Origin of the sequence: Methanosphaerula subterraneus (genome assembly GCF_052055875.1) — an archaeon.
In the GTDB taxonomy this organism is placed as follows: Archaea; Halobacteriota; Methanomicrobia; order Methanomicrobiales; family Methanospirillaceae; genus Methanosphaerula; species Methanosphaerula subterraneus.
The window spans coordinates 954,472-973,043 of the sequence record NZ_CP170508.1; the positions used below are offsets into that span (position 1 = coordinate 954,472).

General features: G+C 59.4%; 16 protein-coding genes. 7 read left to right on the top strand and 9 right to left on the bottom strand.

Annotated elements, in window-relative coordinates; translation table 11 throughout:
- Positions 1 to 44 precede the first annotated feature (44 nt).
- Positions 45 to 557, top strand: coding sequence for a 50S ribosomal protein L16 (locus ACFKSJ_RS04470; protein ID WP_440951056.1), 513 nt, complete (start codon positions 45 to 47; stop codon positions 555 to 557).
- Between the two features lie 152 nt (positions 558 to 709).
- Positions 710 to 2,548, top strand: coding sequence for a DHH family phosphoesterase (locus ACFKSJ_RS04475; RefSeq protein ID WP_440951057.1), 1,839 nt, complete (start codon positions 710 to 712; stop codon positions 2,546 to 2,548).
- Positions 2,549 to 2,840: 292 nt separating this feature from the next.
- On the opposite strand, the gene ACFKSJ_RS04480 is transcribed toward ACFKSJ_RS04475, so the two are convergent.
- The 3 genes from ACFKSJ_RS04480 to ACFKSJ_RS04490 form a co-directional block, all read right to left on the bottom strand.
- Positions 2,841 to 3,371 carry a hypothetical protein gene (locus ACFKSJ_RS04480; protein ID WP_440951058.1) on the bottom strand — a complete coding sequence of 177 codons (531 nt, stop codon included), beginning with the start codon at positions 3,369 to 3,371 and terminating at the stop codon, positions 2,841 to 2,843.
- 85 nt (positions 3,372 to 3,456) lie between these two features.
- Positions 3,457 to 3,747: a hypothetical protein gene (locus ACFKSJ_RS04485; protein ID WP_440951059.1), complete on the bottom strand. Its 291-nt coding sequence runs from the start codon at positions 3,745 to 3,747 to the stop codon at positions 3,457 to 3,459.
- 105 nt (positions 3,748 to 3,852) lie between these two features.
- Complete coding sequence (locus ACFKSJ_RS04490; RefSeq protein WP_440951060.1) at positions 3,853 to 4,245, bottom strand: hypothetical protein; 393 nt, start codon at positions 4,243 to 4,245, stop codon at positions 3,853 to 3,855.
- On the opposite strand from ACFKSJ_RS04490, the gene ACFKSJ_RS04495 reads away from it, so the two are divergent.
- Entirely contained in the window at positions 4,232 to 4,870 is a 639-nt protein-coding gene (locus tag ACFKSJ_RS04495; protein ID WP_440951061.1) for a hypothetical protein, read from the top strand. The two genes, ACFKSJ_RS04490 and ACFKSJ_RS04495, sit on opposite strands and share 14 nt — an antisense overlap.
- A gap of 162 nt (positions 4,871 to 5,032) precedes the next feature.
- Here the strand turns inward: ACFKSJ_RS04495 and ACFKSJ_RS04500 are convergent, their stop codons facing one another.
- The 4 genes from ACFKSJ_RS04500 to ACFKSJ_RS04515 all read right to left on the bottom strand — a co-directional run bounded on the left by ACFKSJ_RS04500 (position 5,033) and on the right by ACFKSJ_RS04515 (position 9,996).
- Positions 5,033 to 7,036 (bottom strand): hypothetical protein, encoded by a 2,004-nt coding sequence (locus tag ACFKSJ_RS04500; RefSeq protein WP_440951062.1) that lies wholly within the window; start codon positions 7,034 to 7,036, stop codon positions 5,033 to 5,035.
- A 376-nt stretch (positions 7,037 to 7,412) separates the two neighbouring features.
- Positions 7,413 to 8,570 carry a zinc ribbon domain-containing protein gene (locus tag ACFKSJ_RS04505; protein WP_440951063.1) on the bottom strand — a complete coding sequence of 386 codons (1,158 nt, stop codon included), beginning with the start codon at positions 8,568 to 8,570 and terminating at the stop codon, positions 7,413 to 7,415.
- Positions 8,571 to 8,647: 77 nt separating this feature from the next.
- Positions 8,648 to 9,304: a metal-dependent hydrolase gene (locus ACFKSJ_RS04510; protein ID WP_440951064.1), complete on the bottom strand. Its 657-nt coding sequence runs from the start codon at positions 9,302 to 9,304 to the stop codon at positions 8,648 to 8,650.
- A gap of 83 nt (positions 9,305 to 9,387) precedes the next feature.
- Positions 9,388 to 9,996 carry a response regulator receiver protein gene (locus ACFKSJ_RS04515; protein ID WP_440951065.1) on the bottom strand — a complete coding sequence of 203 codons (609 nt, stop codon included), beginning with the start codon at positions 9,994 to 9,996 and terminating at the stop codon, positions 9,388 to 9,390.
- 275 nt (positions 9,997 to 10,271) lie between these two features.
- Between ACFKSJ_RS04515 and glyS the strand changes: the two genes are divergently transcribed.
- Positions 10,272 to 11,993 carry a glycine--tRNA ligase gene (gene glyS, locus ACFKSJ_RS04520; RefSeq protein ID WP_440951066.1) on the top strand — a complete coding sequence of 574 codons (1,722 nt, stop codon included), beginning with the start codon at positions 10,272 to 10,274 and terminating at the stop codon, positions 11,991 to 11,993.
- Positions 11,994 to 12,003: 10 nt separating this feature from the next.
- Positions 12,004 to 14,265 carry a DEAD/DEAH box helicase gene (locus tag ACFKSJ_RS04525; RefSeq protein ID WP_440951067.1) on the top strand — a complete coding sequence of 754 codons (2,262 nt, stop codon included), beginning with the start codon at positions 12,004 to 12,006 and terminating at the stop codon, positions 14,263 to 14,265.
- Between the two features lie 9 nt (positions 14,266 to 14,274).
- Here the strand turns inward: ACFKSJ_RS04525 and ACFKSJ_RS04530 are convergent, their stop codons facing one another.
- Positions 14,275 to 14,670, bottom strand: coding sequence for an Sjogren's syndrome/scleroderma autoantigen 1 family protein (locus ACFKSJ_RS04530; RefSeq protein ID WP_440951068.1), 396 nt, complete (start codon positions 14,668 to 14,670; stop codon positions 14,275 to 14,277).
- 78 nt (positions 14,671 to 14,748) lie between these two features.
- Between ACFKSJ_RS04530 and ACFKSJ_RS04535 the strand changes: the two genes are divergently transcribed.
- Positions 14,749 to 15,012, top strand: coding sequence for a UPF0147 family protein (locus ACFKSJ_RS04535; RefSeq protein WP_440951069.1), 264 nt, complete (start codon positions 14,749 to 14,751; stop codon positions 15,010 to 15,012).
- Between the two features lie 94 nt (positions 15,013 to 15,106).
- Here the strand turns inward: ACFKSJ_RS04535 and ACFKSJ_RS04540 are convergent, their stop codons facing one another.
- Positions 15,107 to 15,919, bottom strand: a complete 813-nt coding sequence (locus tag ACFKSJ_RS04540; protein WP_440951070.1) for a hypothetical protein — start codon at positions 15,917 to 15,919, stop codon at positions 15,107 to 15,109.
- A 275-nt stretch (positions 15,920 to 16,194) separates the two neighbouring features.
- Between ACFKSJ_RS04540 and ACFKSJ_RS04545 the strand changes: the two genes are divergently transcribed.
- Positions 16,195 to 18,465: an efflux RND transporter permease subunit gene (locus ACFKSJ_RS04545; RefSeq protein ID WP_440951071.1), complete on the top strand. Its 2,271-nt coding sequence runs from the start codon at positions 16,195 to 16,197 to the stop codon at positions 18,463 to 18,465.
- Positions 18,466 to 18,572: the final 107 nt, after the last annotated feature.

Below are 18,572 nucleotides of genomic sequence, written 5' to 3' on the forward strand. Positions count from 1 at the left end.
CTCCATTTTATAAAGCACGTTATTATAGCGAGGAGTTTTGAAATATGGTACGAAAACCAGGCAAAATGTATAGGAACCTTGCAAAGAAGGCATATACTCGCAGGAAATATATGGGAGGTGTGCCCGGCAGCAAGATTGTTCAGTTCGAGATGGGAAACCTGAGTCAGGAGTTCCCGGTCGAGATCTCGCTTGAAGTGCTTGAGTCCTGTCAGATCAGGCATACAGCCCTTGAGGCAGCGCGTATCGCGATCAACAGAAAGATGATGGACCAGGTCGGCAGGGCAAATTTCCACTTTAAGATCCGGACCTACCCGCACCATGTGCTCAGGGAGAACAAGCAGGCGACCGGGGCAGGGGCTGACCGTGTATCGGAAGGTATGCGGATGGCCTTTGGAAAGGCAGTCGGGACTGCAGCCAGGGTCCAACCCAAGCAGAAAGTCTTCACGGTCTACACCAACGAGCAGTACATTGAGAAAGCAAAGGACGCACTGCGGCATGGCGGATACAAACTGCCGTCGCCAGCTCGTATGGTCATCGAGCGCGTTCCGATGGAATAATCAATAATATTCTTTTTTCCCCTTGCCAGGAGGAGCCTGGCGACGTGTGCATCCATTCCAGAGACAATATAAAGGGTGTCTGCACACTCTCTATACCAGAGATGAGGACGCCTCGTCCATTTAAAAATATGAATACAGAAGAGAGATCAGATATGAATCAATCATCAGATGTTGTGGTATACCGGCTCGGACCCTCATGCGACCTCAGCGATGTCGAAGAAGGTGCGATCTATCTTGGAAAGGTACAGGGGTTTGCAAACTTCGGGACCTTTGTGATGCTCAGTGACCGAGTCAAAGGGCTCGTTCATAAGACCAATGTCAGGACCGAACATATTGAACGGGAAGAGATCCTGGTCAGAGTCCGGGCGATCAGGCCGAACGGGAATATCGATCTTGAAGAGGTGATCCTGCCGTCCTATGAGGTGAAGCCGGTCGTGCGAACCGTTAGCGTCACCAGGCTCGAAGACCTTGGAAACCGGATCGGAAGGACCGTCACCGTGATGGGTGAAATTGCCCAGATCAAGCAGACCTCCGGGCCGACGATCTTCACCATCGTCGACGAATCCGGGAGCGAGAATGCGGCCGCGTTCGTCGAGGCCGGGGTCCGGGCGTACCCTGAGGTTGAACTCGGGTCCCTCGTCCAGCTCGAAGGCCAGGTGATGCAGCGGAACAACCAGTTGCAGATCGAGGTCAGATCGATGTCTGTGCTCACCGGAGACGAGGCAGTTGAGGTGACCGAACGGATCGAGCAGGCGCTCGATGCCCGGGCAGAGCCCGAAGTGATCCCCCTGATGGTCGAGAGCGAGGTCATGACCGAACTGCGGCCAGAGATGCGGCGGATCGCAAAGACGATAAGGCGTGCAGTCTTCACCTCCCGACCGATCGTGCTCCGTCACCATGCGGACGCAGACGGGATCTGCTCGGCCGTGGCCATCGAGCAGGCGGTCGTCTCGCTGATCAAGCAGAGCGGCGGGGACTTCGATGCAGACTACTTCCTCTTCAAGCGTGCCCCATCAAAGGCGCCGTTCTACGAGATAGAAGACATCACTCGGGACCTCGACTTTGCCCTGAAGGACAACATCAGGTACGGGCAGAAGATGCCCCTGATCCTGCTGACCGACAACGGGTCGACCGAGGAGGACGAACCGGCACTGAAGCTGGCGAAGGTCTTCGGCCTCGAGGTGCTGGTCGTCGACCACCACCACCCGGACGCCGTGATCGATCAGTACCTGATCGGGCATGTGAACCCGTACCATGCCGGCGGAGACTTCGGGATCACGGCCGGGATGCTCGGGACAGAGATCGCACGGCTGATCAACCCGTCGGTGGAGTCGCTGATCCAGCACCTGCCGGCGGTTGCAGGGGTCGGGGACCGGAGCGAGGCCCCCGAACGGCAGCGGTACCTGGACCTGATCAAGGAGAAGTACAGCGAGGACGACTGTAAGGCGATGGCCCTGGCCCTCGACTACGAGCAGTTCTGGCTTCGGTTCAACGACGGCCGCGAACTGGTCAAGGAGATCCTGGACCTGACCGGCAAGAACGAGCGGCACACCGAGTTCGTGCGGCTGCTGGTCGAAGGGGCGAACGCGGCCATCGAGGACCAGATGTCGGCGACGATGCCGCATGTCAGGGAGCAGACCCTCTCAAACGGGGCCAACCTCTTCCTGCTCGACGTGGAGATCCATGCCCACAAGTTCACGTTCCCGCCGCCCGGCAAGACCTCGGGCGAGGTGCACGACCGGCTCTGCAAGCAGCATGCCGGCGAACCGGTGGTCACGATCGGGTTCGGGCCGGACTTTGCCGTGCTCAGGTCCAAGGGCGTGCTGATGAACATCCCGCGAATGGTGCGGGAACTCCGGACCGAGATCAGCGGCGGTGGGATCAGCGGCGGCGGCCACCTGGTCGTCGGCTCGATCAAGTTCGTCGAAGGAATGCGGGACCAGGTCCTCGAAGGGCTGATCGCAAAGATCGCCGAGGCCGAGGTCGAGTGACCGCATAACCCCCTCTCTTCTTACATTTCAGATTTCAGTTGGATCCCTGGCCGGCGGGCTTGTCTTTTATTCAGGTATCTCAGGTCACAGCCTCACCAGCATCAGAGTACCACCCGAAGAGCTGTGAAACCCTGATTGTTACTGACACGTGATCACCGCCCGCGTTCTTACGACCACGACATTCTCGTGTGGAAAACCATGAAAAAAGAGATTCGTTCAACAGCCCCAGGGGGTACTCTCGCCGACTCGGCGGGATACACAGACGAAGAAGTTGGGCAGGGAGAGGAACCGATCAGAGCGCCCCTCTCCGGTGGAGCACTGCATAGATCGAAGCCATATTCTCGAAGTCGATCGGGTCGTCGAGGTCGCCGGTCCTGATCATCTCGTCCAGGGCGGCCCGCAGTTCGTCATCGTTCATCCTCGCATACACGCAGGTGTCCGCCGACTCAGGGTAGAGGAGGGCGTGGATCCGGAGCGATTCCTTCACCACCGGGGAGATGACGGCCTGTGGCGCCAGCCCGGAGGTCTTCGAGGGCCGGTCCGTTTCACCGTCCTGGTCTGTCACCGGTCTGTTCTCCTCCTCAGGAACCTCGCAGAGCAGTTCGAGCAGCGAGAGGACCATGTTCAGAGCCCCGGACTCGTAGAGGGCGTCCTCGACGTCGTACCGCTCGATTGCCAGTTCCTGCCGTTCGCAGAAGATCAGGGCGTTCTCCTTCAAGAGTTCGACCAGTTCAGAAAGATCAGTCCCCTCTTTGATCGCACCGAGCCCGTCCAGCAGTGCCTCGCATGCTTCCCTGGTCATGAATGGATTGTTTCTGGTCAATGACCTCTTCTCCTGTAAGAATCTTTGAAGAGATCGGCACGCGATCCAGATAAGGGCATCGTTGGCAGGTCAGCGATTGGGGTGATTATTGCAGGTAGTCCTCATCTGACAGGTGCAGAGACCACCAGCCGGCAGAGATGTACTGCAGCACCGTCTCCTCGATCATATCAGATGGAACATAGACCTCTTCGTATGCCCAGTATTCGTCGCCCCTGATGGTATACCCGACAGTATCGCACGAGAACTCGAAGTCATCGTCGACGATCATCATCCCTTCGGTGGGAGGGAACGGGAGCTCAACCCCGCGCGAGAATCCCTCGGCGTAACCGGAGCCGTCCTCGTCGCTGACAGCCCGGATAAGTTTTACATGCACCATCTCTCTGCCTCAGTCATCCACCTCTTCCTGTGACTATAAGAAGTATAGCACGGAGAGCTGAAATGGCACAAGACCGGTTAAAAAAAAGAACGGGGGATTGGAGGATCACGACCGGCGCAGTGCGGCCAGTCTAGCGGAGAGGAGCAGTACGCCTCCGATGACGAGCACGGCCCAGCCCCACTGGAGCGAGAGGCCGGAGCCGGAGGTCGCCGACCCGAGGCCGGCAAAGGTGGAGGTGATCCGCCAGAAGATGAACCCGATCAGAAAGAGGGCGACCGCTCCAAGGACCTGCAGCTCGCGGAACCATTTCAGCGCCACGAGCAGCAGCGCCCCGATCCCAAGCCCGATGAAGAGGACTCCCATCCCGGCGTCGGAGTTGAAGGTCGAGACCGGGGCCGTGGCGAACTGCATCATCGGGGTGAAGGACCCGACGATCAGCAGCAGTCCCCCAAGGGATCCGATCAGCGCCGGGAGCCAGGGCCCGATGCCGGCACCCATGAGTCCCCTCTTCGATAGTGCCGGGTTCACCGGTTCGACCGGAAGCGCTGCCGGCTCGGAGGTCGTTGCAGGCTCAGGCTCCGGCACGCGGACCGGTTCAGAGATCGGGGGAATGACGGACGTCGACGCCGGCACCGACTCCGGTTCCTGCACAGGTACCGGTTCAGGAGCAGGGGTGATGGTAAGGGGCGTCGGTGCCGGTTCGGGTGCGGTTGGGATGGGAGACGCCTCCGGCAGCACCTCCGCACCCTGCAGCGGAGCGCCGCAGGTGGTGCAGAAGAGTCCGCCGGGCTCATTCACGTTCCCACAGGCAGGACATGCCGTCGGAACCGGGGTCTCCGGCTCTTCCGACCCCTTCTCCTCCGACATAACTGTTTCAGAGGTCGGAGCGACCGGTCGTTCCACGCCCGGTATGGGTGACGGGGCCGGCTTTATCGCTGGTGTGGCAGCAGGCCGGGTCGGTACCTCTGCTGATACAGGCGCCGCCACGGGTTCAGGCGCGGTCGGGACAGCCGGCGCAACGGGTGCCGTCCTGGCCAGGTCCCGCAGACTCTCCCTGCAGAACGGGCATATTCTCCAGTCCTCCCTGACCCTCCGGCCACAGTGTGGACATTCGTTTGTCTGATCCGTTTGCACGATACACCATTGCCCTCAGAGCCAATGAAGGTTTGGAAGCCGACCATCCCCGTGATCCTGTGCCAGAAAAAACCTGTGAATATGTGTGTCTTCAGGTGGTTAGGGATGGAGAGCGTGAGTCCACCCTCCGGGTGGGGGATCCGCATCGGCCCTACATTTCGTTGAACAGCATGACGATATCATTGAAGTCGATCTGACCGTTTTTGTTGAAGTCGAAAGCCGGCACCGGCTCGTTTTCGGCGATCCAGTCCATCTGGTTGAAGTAGACCACCACGTCGTTGAAGTCCTGGACCCCGTTGCCATCGACATCCCTATAGAGGCCGTCATTGTTAAGGTCGTGTGGGACGGCGGATCCGCCGGGGACGATCATCACCGGGGGCGTACCAGCGGGAGCGAACTTCTGGACCCTGTTGTTGCCAGAGTCGGTGACGTAGACATTACCGGCGCTGTCCACCGCGACACCCTGTGGCTCAGAGAACTGTCCGTCAGCAGTGCCGGATATCCCCCATGTCGTGATGAAGGTGCCGGTTGAACTGAACTTCTGGATACGGTTGTTGCCAGAGTCGACGACGTAGACGTTACCGGCGCCGTCGACGGCGATGCCCGTTGGATCGGAGAACTGTCCCTCCCCGGAGCCGGATATTCCCCACATCGTGACGAAGGTGCCGCTCGACGTGAACTTCTGGATACGATTGTTGCCAGAGTCGGCGACGTAGACATTACCGGCGCCGTCGACTGCGATGCCCGTTGGATCGGAGAACTGTCCCTCCCCAGAGCCGGATGTCCCACACGTCGTGACGAAGGTGCCGCTCGACGTGAACTTCTGGATACGGTTGTTATCCGAGTCGGCGACGTAGATGGTGCCGGCGCCGTCGGCAGCGATCCCCTGGGGATATCCGAACTGTCCATTTCCTGAACCATAACCGCCCCACGTAGCAACAAAAGCACCGGATGAATCGAACTTCTGGATACGATTGTTATTCGAGTCGGCGACGTAGATGGTGCCGGCGCCGTCGGCAGCGATTCCCTGGGGAAAGCCTAACTGCCCGTCCTCGGAGCCGTACCTCCCCCATTGGGTGATGAATGCACCGGTTGAACTGAACGTCTGGATCCGGTAATGATCGACGACGCAGACGGTGCCGGCGCCATCCACTGCCAGACCCGTCGGCCGGGAGAACTGCCCGTTCTCTGGACTGGCTCCTATTTTGGCGATGAATGTGCCGGTTGCATCGAACTTCTGGATACGGTTGCTAGAGGCATCGGCGACGTAGACGTTGCCGGCGTTATCCACTGACACACCTATGAGCCCACAGAACTGCCCATCTTCCGAGCCATCACTGCCCCACTTCATGAGATATGTGCCAGACGAATCGAACTTCTGGATCCGGCTGTTATAGGTGTCGGCGACGTAGACGTTACCGGCGCCATCGGCCGCGATCCCCATTGGGAACTGCACCTGCCCGTCTCCTGAGCCGATACTCCCCCATTTTATGATGAATGTCCCGTTCGAATCGAACTTCTGGATCCGCTGGTTGCCATAGTCGGCGATGTAGACATTACCAGCGCCGTCGACTGCGATTCCCAGGGGATATCTGAACTGTCCGTCCGTGGTGTCAAAACTCCCCCATTTTGTGATGAATACACCGGCTGAACTGAACTTCTGAACCCGGTTGTTGCCTGAGTCGAGGACGTATATGGTGCCGGCGCCGTCGACCGCGATTCCCTGGGGATATCGGAACTGTCCGTCAGCGGTGCCCAGACTACCCCATTGGGTGATGAATGCACCGGTTGAACTGAACTTCTGGATACGGCTGTTGCCGGTGTCGGCGACGTAGACGTTACCGGCGCCATCGACTGCGATGCCCGTTGGATCGGAGAACTGTCCCTCCCCAGAGCCCTCACTGCCCCATGTCGTGAGGAATGCACCGGTTGAACTGAACTTCTGGATACGGTTGTTGCCCGTGTCGGTGATGTAGACATTTCCTGTACTATCGCCGGCGATACCCGCTGGATAATCGAACTGCCCGCTTCCCGAGCCCCACCCGCTTCCCCATTGGGTGGTGTACACATACCCCCCTTCGGCCCAAACGGCCGGGACCCCGCTACAGAGGAGGAGCAGGACACAGACTAAATTCCAAAAATGCGACGATCTCATACAGAATCACCCACAAGATCTTTTAATTGTTGATAATAACATTAAATTATGCTCATTTTTCCCTGGATCTCCTGTCATTACGCAACGATCTCATCGCTACCATGACAAAACTGCCCATAATTCTTCGATCTCGTGTATCTGACACGTCGCTGTGATCTCGGGAATACCTCCATCTTCTGCACCAGGCAGCAGTTCCCAGGAAAAGAGGATCTGCTGCTTTCAGTCAGATAGTACCAGGAGAATCTTGGATTCTCGTCAGATCCCTGCTGTGGGGCCGGAGATGAACAGGTATAGAATGCTTCACCCCTTTTTCGGTCACCATCCGGCCGGCCACATGGCGACTGACGCCCGAAGGGGACCCTCAAAAAAGTGACGATCAGGTGGTCTGGGGGGAGACAACCGTCGTCGGAACGGCCGTCTGGACCGTTGTCGGGGTTCCAGCGGAGAGCACGCTGACCGTGACTGTCCAGGTGCCATAACTGTTCACGTCCACCAGGTACCGGCCGGCTGCCGGAACCGGGATGGCGTTGGAGCCGGGCTGCGGCCCTGCCGCCGTGGAGCCGATCGTCGTGCCGGTGCTGTCCATCACCTTCACCACTGCGGCCTGGTCGGCCGTGACGCTCAGTTTCACGACCCCGTTTGAGAGGTCGAAGAGGTCGGAAGCATAATTGCCGGTTCCTGCCCAGGTCAGCGGACCAGTCGGATGGCCGCCCTGAATCGACTGGGTGGTCACCACGGACTGGGACTGGACCGGGGCGGGAGTGACGTTCACCGGATAGACCGCGGGTACCGTCGGCACGGTCAACTGCAATGTCGGCGTGGGCATGATCGGGAACGTAACCGGCGTGGTCCAGGTGGCGATGGGGGCAGCGGTCTGCACATAGGTGAGCGTTGTCACCGATGTCGGCTCATACCTCCACGTCCCATCCCCGCCGCCTCCGTTCTGCAGGTACGGCGAGAGGGTCTTCCCCGGGGAGGAAGTCTGGTTCGTAGCCACAGTCTGCGAGGGCGTTACCGTGGGGACAGTGGTCGGTGTGGTCTGGGGCACCGCAGACACAGTGACGGTGGTGTTCATCGGGGTCAGAGGGACCACCGTATTCGCTGCCAGCGACGGGGTGGTCCCCGGGGTGATCGGCGTGACCGGACGGGCATCGACGCTCTTTCCACCGAACAGGTCCGAGAGACCGCCCGGGAGCATTAACCCCAGCACCAGGAAGATCACCAGAGCACCGACGAGCCCGAGCACAACAGGGTGCGTGATGATGGCCACCAGGTCGCGTTTCTCCGGGGGCTTTCCGGCCGCCGGCGCCTCCTGCGGTGCAGGATCCGGTGCGGGTTTACCAGGAGGTGTGGAGGGATTGCTCCAGGCGGATGGAGTCTCGGGAACCTCCGCCACAGCATCGAAGGTGACCGGGCCAGGAGGCTGCTGCACCACCGTTGGGGAAGTGACCAGAGAGGGCAGTTTGGACATGCAGGCAGGGCAGAGCGTCCATTCGGGCTGGACTTCTGCACCGCATGAGGGACATTGTTTCATCGGGATCGCCTTACTGGGTACCTATCTGGAGGTGAACCACAATGAAGGTTCTGGAATGATGCCCGATATCCCGTCCTTCAGATCTCAATCGATCCACCTGGCGGGAGGACCATCACCTGCATATCGGTGGTCCGCTCGACAGCCTCCTTGAACGCATCAGCATCCTGCTCAATCGCCGGCCAGGTGTTGTAATGGATCGGAATCACCATCGGTGCGCCGATGTACGCGGCCGCCATCATCGCGGCAGCGCTGTCCATGGTAAACCTGCCGCCAATGGGGAGGAGGGCGACGTCAGGGTGGTACAGTTCGCCGATCAGTTTCATATCCGAGAAGAGAGCCGTGTCCCCGGCATGATAGACCGTGACCCCGTCCATCCGGATCACCACGCCGGCTGCATCCCCACAGATCGCCTTCGTCCCGTCCAATTCGAGCACCGACGCCGAATGGACGGCAGGGGTCAGACTGATGGTGACGCCATTGATGGTGAGGCTCCCCCCGAAGTTCAACCCCTCAGCCTGCATCCCGAGGGCCTTCAAGGCCTTGGCGATCTCGTTGATCGCCACCGTCGGGGCATTCAGGGTGAGCGTCTCGCCGAAGTGATCGAAGTGGCCGTGGGTCAGCACGACCAGATCAGGATCCCTGGGGATCGTGCCGTTCAGCACGTACGGGTCGATCAGAACCCGTTGTGACCCTTCGAGCAGCACACAGGCATGTCCTGGCCAGGTAAGTCTCATACTGCAGGAATGGGGAGCCGGAAAAATAAGTGTCTTGTGGTGAGTGGGGTCACCACCAGGTGGTTTCGTTGACGAAGAGAGTCTTACGTTATATCGATCATCTCGGCTTCGGTGATGTCTATCGCCTCACCAAGGCCGTCGTTGGTCGCACTCCGGGTCATCTGCTCGGTGAGGTCCCGGTCCTCCATCACATCCTTGATCCGCTCGAGGAAGTAATCGATCGTATGGTCCGCCTCCTGCTCGATCACATGCCGGTACTCGCGGAGCGTCGAAGGGCTGACCCCGAGGTCGTCGCTGATATCCTTCATATTCCGACCAGAGTTCAACAGCGCCTCCATCGTCGCCCGGTCGAACGGCATCTTGAAGTCCAGCTCCCGGAACAGTTTCAGGCGTACCCGAGCCCGTGCCACGGTCTTGCTCAGTTTCTCATCGCCGAGGTCGCGGGCGATCTCAGTATCATTCTTTCCTGCATAGTAAGCGGAGACAAGCTTTGCCAGTTGTAATGGTTTCAGTTTGGTCTTGAAGAAGCCCTGATCCAGGATCTCACGCATCACAAGCGCGATCTCACGTTCAACTGCATCGCGGTCCCTGAGCGTGCCATGAATCTTCTTCATCGGCTCGACGATCTGCGTCTTGCTGGTAATATCGGTGAACAGCTGCAAAAGCTGTCCTTTTCTCGTGTCTTCAGGCATGGTGCACCACAGTGAGATACGACAATATACTATGGGGGTTAGGCTATATAGTTTGTGGTTGAGGGAAGGTTGAATATCAGGAGAATTTTTAAAAAAACGCTAGATATGTTTTTATTATGCCCCCAGGGGCAGAAAATTCCGCACAATTGCAAGGCATTACTGGATCAACCCTCTGCTATTCATTACCCGGTGGCATAGCGGCCGGGAGGGGAAAGAGGAATATCAAGGGTTTATAATACTCTCAGAGAGAATGATACAGACTGAACGTGATCCCAATGAGCGATGTCTATGAGAAAGTGATGGATCTTGCAAAGCGGCGTGGCTTTGTCTGGCCGACCTCAGAATGCTATGGAGCCGTCGCCGGGTTCATCGATTACGGTCCCCTCGGTGCGATGATGAAACGGCGCATCGAGAACGTCTGGCGTGCATTCTATGTGGTCAGGGAGGGGTACTACGAGATCGAGTGCCCGACCATCGGCCAGGAGGCCATCTACATCGCCTCAGGGCATGTGAAAGGGTTCTCAGACAAGATGTTCCAGTGCCCGCACTGCAAAGAATTTCTGCGTGCAGATCATGTCGTCGAAGGGGCCGGCGAGATCGTGAACGCCGGCACGATGAGCGCCGAGGCGCTCGCTGAAGCGCTCGCACCGATCGAGTGCCCGCTCTGTACAAAGCCGATCGGCACGGTCGATGTCTTCAGCTTCAGCCTGATGTTCAGTACCAGCATCGGCCCGGGGTCACAGCGGACCGGGTACCTGCGGCCTGAAACAGCCCAGGGGATCTTCACCGACTTCACCCGGCTCCTCCGGTTCTACCGGGACAAACTGCCGTTTGGCGCCGTCCAGATCGGGAAGTCGTACAGGAACGAGATCTCGCCCAGACAGGGGATGATCCGGCTCCGGGAGTTCACGCAGGCCGAGGCCGAGATCTTTGTCCATCCTGACCAGAAACAGCACCCGCACTTCGCGCGGTATGCCGACTACACGATGGACCTGCTCGGGTATCCAGAGCAGCTGGCATGTAAACCGGCAGTCACCATCTCGATGGCCGAGGCCGTCGCCGAGGGGCGTATCGCCAACGAGTACGTGGCCTATTATATTGCTCTGACCCATCAGATGCTGACACGGCTCGGGATCCGCCCCGACCGGCTCAGGTTCCGGCAGCACCTCCCCGACGAACTGGCCCACTATGCAGAGGACTGTTGGGACGCAGAGATTCTCTCAGACCGGTTCGGGTGGGTGGAGACGGTCGGGATCGCCGACCGGACCGACTACGACCTGAAGGCCCATGCCTCCCAGTCCGGCGACTCGTTCACCGTCTTCATCCCGTTCGACGAGGTGAAGCGGGAGTCAAAGCGGCAGATCGTCGCCGACATGGGGGCGCTCGGCCCCCGGTTCAGGGGAAAAGCGAAGGCCGTCGCCGATGCGATCGCAAACTCCACGCCGACCGAGGAGGGGGTCTGGGTCGAGGTCGACGGCGAGCAGGTGCTGATCACCCCTGACCTCTACAAGGTTCGGGAGGTCGAGATCGAGGTCCGCGGGGAAGAGGTGATGCCACATGTGATCGAGCCCAGTTATGGTATCGATCGGATCTGCTATGCAATCCTTGAGAACTGCTTCGACGAGGAGGAGGTCGACGGGGAGACCCGGGCCGTCCTCCACCTCTCGCCCGAGGTCGCCCCGGTGCAGGTGGCCGTCTTCCCGCTGATGAACCGGGACGACCTGGACACGATCGCCTGGGACCTGACCACGACACTGAAGCACCAGGGCCTGCAGGCCGAGTACGACGACTCGGGGGCTATCGGCCGGCGGTACCGGCGTCAGGACGAGATCGGGACCCCGTTCGCCGTGACGATCGACTACGACACCCGCGAGGACCGGACCGTCACCCTCCGTGACCGGGACTCGATGCGCCAGGTCAGAGTCTCCCTGGACGAGGTGCCGGAACTGGTCAGGCGTCTGACCAGCCGGACGCTCCTCTTCGAAGAGATTCCGTGACCAGTTCATCATGACCCCCTTCATCCAGCACCCGCTGATCCGGACGGAGTCGCTCGAGTCCAGGGAGTACCAACTGGCCATCACCGTCCATGCCCTCGAGCAGAACACGATGGTCGTCCTCCCGACCGGCCTCGGCAAGACCGCGATCGCCCTGCTCGTCACGGCCTCCCGCCTCCTCAACCATCAGGGAAAGGTGCTGGTGATGGCCCCGACGAGGCCGCTGGTCGAACAGCACTTCCGTTTCTTCTCGAAGTTTCTCCAGACAAAGGGAGGGGAGCCGTTCCCCGCCGTCCTCTTCACCGGTGATACACCGCCTGCAGAGAGGAAGGCCGGGTGGGAGCAGGCAACGCTCTGCTTCGCGACTCCACAGGTGATCAAGAACGATTGTATCGCAGGCAGGTACTCGCTGGCCGATGTGACCCTGCTGATCGTCGACGAGTGTCACCGGGCGGTCGGCAACTATGCCTACGGGTTCATAACGGAACGATACCTGGAGACCGCCCGGCGCCCGCTCGTCCTTGCGATGACGGCCTCCCCTGGCGGGGACCAGGAGAAGGTCCGTGAGGTGCAGCAGACACTCGGGATCACCTGTATCGAGAGCAGGGTCGAGCAGGACCCCGATGTGAAGCCCTATGTCCATGAACGTTCCCTCGATTATGTCAGCGTCGCCCTCCCGGACGAGTTGAAGACGGCACGGGACCGGATCAACCAGCTCCTCGACGACCGGCTCGACACCCTCAGGGAACTGAAGTTCATGGTCCCGCCCAGGGAACGGCTCTCGATGCGGGAACTGCACGGTCTCAACGCCCAGATCCAGACCAGGATCGGGGAGCGGGACTCGGCCGGGTTTGCGGCCGCCTCCCTCTATGCCGAACTGATGAAACTCCGGCATGCCCTGACCCTGGCCGAAGCCCAGGGGTCGATGGCCCTGACCGCGTTCCTCGAGAAGATCGCGCTCGAAGGGATGTCGGGAAGCGGGTCGAAGGCCTCGCGCCACCTCGCCGAAGAGCCGGCCTTCCAGGACCTGCTTGAACGATGCCGGTCGTTCCCCGGCGAAGTCCACCCAAAGGTCGGGATCGTCGGCGAACTCGTACAGAAGCAACTGCTGGAGCATCCCGAGAGCCGGATCATCGTCTTCGCCACCTTCCGCGACACCGTCCAGCAACTCGTCAACCACCTGGCCGATATCGGGATTGAGTCCGAACGGTTCGTCGGACAGGCCAAGAAGGATGCCGAGAAGGGGCTGACCCAGAAGAAGCAGATCGCTGCTCTGCAGAGGTTCCGGGACGGCGAGTTTCGGGTGCTGATCGCCACCTCAGTCGGAGAAGAAGGGCTCGACGTCCCCTCCACCGACCTCGTGATCTTCTACGAGGCGGTCCCCTCGGAGATCCGGTCGATCCAGCGGAAAGGACGGACCGGCAGAAGCGGGGAGGGATCGATCATCGTGCTGGTTACCAGAGGAACCCAGGACGAGACGTTCCGGTACGTGAGCCAGGCCCGGGAGAAGAGCATGCGGGCGGGGATGAAAGCGATACGGGCTCATCAGGCCGCGACCCCGGCTGTTCCGCAGGCACTCCCCCCTGCCGTGCACTCCCCTGTCGGGCAGGGCTCGCTGGACCAGTACCTGGAGAACGGCCCGGCGATCACCGTCGACGACCGGGAGACCTCGTCCCAGGTCGCCGAGGTGCTGAGCCGGCTCGGAGCGGCGATCACCCTCACCCGGCTTGAGTATGGGGATTACGCCATAGGGGATCGGATCCTCGTGGAGCGGAAGACAGCGCAGGACTTCGTCGACACCCTGGTGGACCGCGACCTGCTCGGCCAGCTCAGGGAAATGGCTGGTGTGGCCATCAGACCGGTCCTGATCATCGAGGGCGGGGACCTCTATACGAAACGTGACATCCATCCAAATGCGATCAGGGGTACCCTGGCCGCGATCGCGATCGATATGGGGATCTCGATCCTCTATACAGCCAGTGCCAGTGAGACAGCCGAGATGCTCTTCGTCCTCGCCCGCCGCGAGGAGGGGGGACGGGGGGAACGGTCTGTCCACCACAGAAAATCGTTCAAGTCGGTCAAAGAACAGCAGGAGTACGTGGTCGCGGCGTTCCCTGATATCGGACTCAAGAACGCCCGCCTGCTCCTAGACCACTGTGGATCAGTCCGCGCTGTCGTCAACGCCAACGAGGAGGTGCTCTCCTCAATAAAAGGGATCGGCGAGAAGACCGCCCAGCGGATCGTTGAACTGGCCAGCCGTCAGTACGAGCCCTGACTCAGGGCTCTACCGGAGCTCGTTCAGGGTCAGAACGGCGGCTCTGACACAGTCGAGCAGCACCGCGCACCGGTTCGGGTCGGGCTCACCCTGCACCCGTCGTAAGAGGTTGACCACAGTGGCCTGCAGTTCATCTGCAATCTGATTCTGCTCCACGGCCCTGGCAACCGGCAGATCCCCGGGCGTCACCGGTTTGAGGGCCGGCATCGTCGGAACCTCCCGAGACTCCGGGACCGGTTGCGGCACCTTCTCCCGCTGCTGCTTCTCCTCCTCGGCGCAGACCACGCAGCACTCCTCCCCTTTGATACTAAAGAGCGGGCTTCCGCAGACCCTGCACCCCTTGGAGAGCATCTTTCCACCTCTGAGCAGGTATTCTGCCATAATTTCGTCTGCTTTTGCTGGCATAGCAGTAGGTATTCTTCGTCAAGGTATATATGTCCGGATGGGAGTAATAATAAGAGGATATTAAGGGGGAGTGATACTATGACAGGACAGGAAAATACAATAAACACCTGTATTCAGATGCTGCAACACATTATGGAGGATAACACAATACCGCGGAACATCAGACGCGTTGCAGATGAGACCAGGAGCGTACTGATGGATGACTCAAAGACGATCGGCCTCCGGGCGGCCACCGCCATCTCGATGATCGACGAGGTCAGCAGTGACCCCAATATGCCAGTCCATGCCAGGACCCGGATCTGGGAACTGGTCTCGCAGCTCGAATCAGTTCCCCTTGACTGAGAACAACACCTAATTTTTTATCACATGTTCACTGCATCAACCGGGTCACGAAAGGCCCGGCACTGCAGTCCATACGTAGACCGGGTACTGCCGGTCAGAGAATGATCAGTGACGACTGGTCCCGAACCAGCTGATGTAACTGGTCAAGAGCGGCCTGTTCTTCTGCACTGTCTGTCTGGAGGAGCGTCATCTGCGCATCAAGGGTGCTCTGGTCCGCACCTGACGATACCTGCTGTTGATAGGTTGCATTCGCCGCCTCAAAGGCCGCCTTCTTCTGCTGGTACAGGCTGAACTTGTTCATAAAGTCATTGAACTGTGCAAGGGTGGTGAAGTCCCAGCCCCGGTAATAGTACGGCTTCTCCTGTGGGGACATGATCGCGCCGGTCAGCGGGTCGCCGGCTACCCAGAGGTGGGGCGTGGTCTCCACCATCACCCAGGCACTGGTCACCTCGGTGATGGTGCTGATTGCACGGTCTGGCGCACCGACCCTGATCCTGGCCGGGATCTCTTTTTCGGCGAGTAACACGGCCACCTGGACCGCTGCGTCACCTGACCGGTTCAACTGCGGCCCAAACTGCGTCGGGGGGTGTTGCGAGGTGGTCGCCAGTGCCTGGGTGAACGCACTCATCTCCGGGGTGGTATCATCCGTACGAATAACCTGACTCAAAAAGACCGCAACCACGATGACCATCAGCACAGCCAGCAACACGGTCGGGACAGGGTTGTCCGTGATCTTCCGTGCATAATGGCGCCTGCGGGCCCTAACATCCCGTTCAGGATGAAGGGAGGCCCCACACCGGGCACAGATCGTATCATGTTTTCCCTTTGAGATCTCACCACACTGCAGGCAGCGTGGCCGCTGATCTCGACCCAGGCAGAACTGACAGATCCCACCAGCATGCCCCATCTCCCGTCCACAACGGTCACATTTCGCCATAACAGTCCTGCAGATATCTGCTTCCTACCTGAGATCCTGGAAATGGAACGATATAAACATTGTTCTTTCAATTCCGGCGGATCGTCAGAGTTCGCACCAGAACCTTCAAAATCCTGCTGTTGGCCGGCAGGATCCATTAATGCCGGGATAGAGACAGAGAGATCTCACCACAAGAGTGTCGTCTTAAACGCAACAAATGGTTTATCTAATGACAGAGCACCTGAATATATAAGGAGAGTTAACCAGTGAAATCACCATTTGAGATGCTCGCCAACGTCATCGTGGCCCGGCCAAAGACCGTGCTTGCGGTCACGGCAGTGGTGCTCATTGTTGCCCTGTTCGGGGCGACGATGATCGCGATGGCGACCGGGAGTGATACCTACCTTGACCCGGACTCCCAGCGGGGCGTCCTTCTCAACGAGTATACCAGTACGTTCTCATCTGACAGCGTCATGCTGCTGATCGAGTCTGACGATGTGCTCAGTCCGGACGTAATCCAGTACATCGATTCCCTCCAGAGCGAGATACGTGGAGAGCGAAACGTCGCCAGTGTGACCAGCATTGTCGATATGGTCAAGCAGGTGAACGGCGGCCGTGTTCCGACATCGAATGCGGAGATACAGGCAGCCGAAGCAGCAGTACCGGCGGCGGTTCTCTCAAAGTATGTCCCGTCCAAGGCAATGACGATCTCGCTCGTGAGCCTGGAGCCAGGCCTCTCGCAGACCAGCCAGAACAGTGTGATCGACAACCTGAACGAACGGATCAGCCTCTCCGACAGGCCGGCCGGCACCACGGTGACCGTCACCGGCTCCCCGGCATTCCAGAAGGAGATGGGGGTCGAGATGGGGACATCGATGGGGGTACTGATTGGAGTCGCGATGCTGCTGATGATCCTTGCAGTCGGACTGCTCTTCGGGCACGTCAGATATCGGTTCCTCTCTGTGGGGATCGTCTTCTCCGGGCTGATCCTGACATTCGGGGTTGTCGGGTTATCAGGGATAGCCCTGAGCATGGCCGCGATCGCTGCGTTTCCGGTGCTGATAGGGCTCGGGATTGACTACGCGATTCAGTTCCACTCCAGGTTTGATGAGGAGACGCGGCGGGGCACCCTCCCGGAAGCCGTTAAAATGACGATTACCCGCTCAGGCCCGTCGATTATGTACGCGATGCTCGCCACCTCGCTGGGATTCATCGCCATGTTCATCTCACCCCTGCCGATGATCCAGGGTTTCGGACTGATCTGTGTGATCGGGGTGATCTGCTGCTACCTGGTGGCACTGATCGCGGTACCGACCTTCGGGCTGCTGATCGGGTATAAACCGAAGGAGAAAGCTCATGAAGCGAAGGGCACCGGGTCAAAACCGAAAAAGATGGGCCTGGTCGACAGGTATGACAACATGCTGGTGGGCCTGGTGAAGAAGGTCGCTCATAGCCCGGTACCGGTCCTGCTGATCTGCGGGCTGATCGCACTTGTCGGGTTCGAGATGGACGGTGAGATTAAGATCAACACCGATGAGAACTCGTTCGTACCTGCCGACATGCCGGCCAAGGTCGACCTATCCAAGGTCTCACGGACGATGGGGTCGACCTCCTCGGTCCCGATCCTGGTGCAGGGGGACAAGGTGATCAGCCCGGATGCTATCAAATGGATGTATGACTTCCAGAACTATGAAGCGTCCCATAACGATAAGGTGACCGGCTCAACATCGATCGCGACCTACATCGTCCAGTACAACGGCGGGCAGCTGCCGACCACCCAGCAGGAACTTGACACCGCCCTGGCCAGGATACCGGAGGCGACCCGGAACCAGTACATCAGCGGCAAGACCGAGGCGGTCATCTCCTTTACAACCGTGAAGGTGACGACCCAGCAGGCCGAGTCACTGGTCAATCAGATGAACCAGGATCTGAACTGGAAGGCCGCTCCGCCTGGTGTCGTCGCCTCGCTGACCGGCCAGAGCGAGATGTTCGTCGCCCTGATCAATGATATCAAGGACGGGAAGATGACGATGACACTGATTGGATTCGGCCTGATCTTCGGATTCCTGCTGCTGGTGTACCGCAAGTTCGCCAAGGCGATCACGCCGCTGATCCCGATCATACTCATCGTCGGCTGGAACGGGCTGATCATGTATGTGCTGGGGATCGACTACTCACCTCTGACCGCGGTGCTCGGGTCGATGTCGATCGGGGTCGCCTCGGAGTATACGATCCTGATGATGGAGCGCTACTACGAGGAGCGGACCTGGGGGCTCGGGAAGATGGAAGCGATCACCCACTCGATGAAGCAGATCGGGACGGCAATCACCGTCTCTGGGCTCTGCACCGTCTTCGGGTTCTCTGCGCTGATCTTCTCGACTTTCAACATCATCACTAACTTTGGGGTGGTCACGGTTCTCTCGGTCGCATTCTCCGTGATGGGTGCAATCGTGGTGATGCCGGCTGTGCTGGCGCTGCTCGGTGGCAAGGACCAGACCCCGCCCTCCCATCCAGAGGCCCCGGCTGGAGACACATAATCCTTTCCCTCCTTTTTTCTATGATGGATGGTCTATGCCATCACAGCACCATTTTACCGGGTATCCTGTAGTGCATAATGCTATGATCTAGCCGGATAGGGCTGATT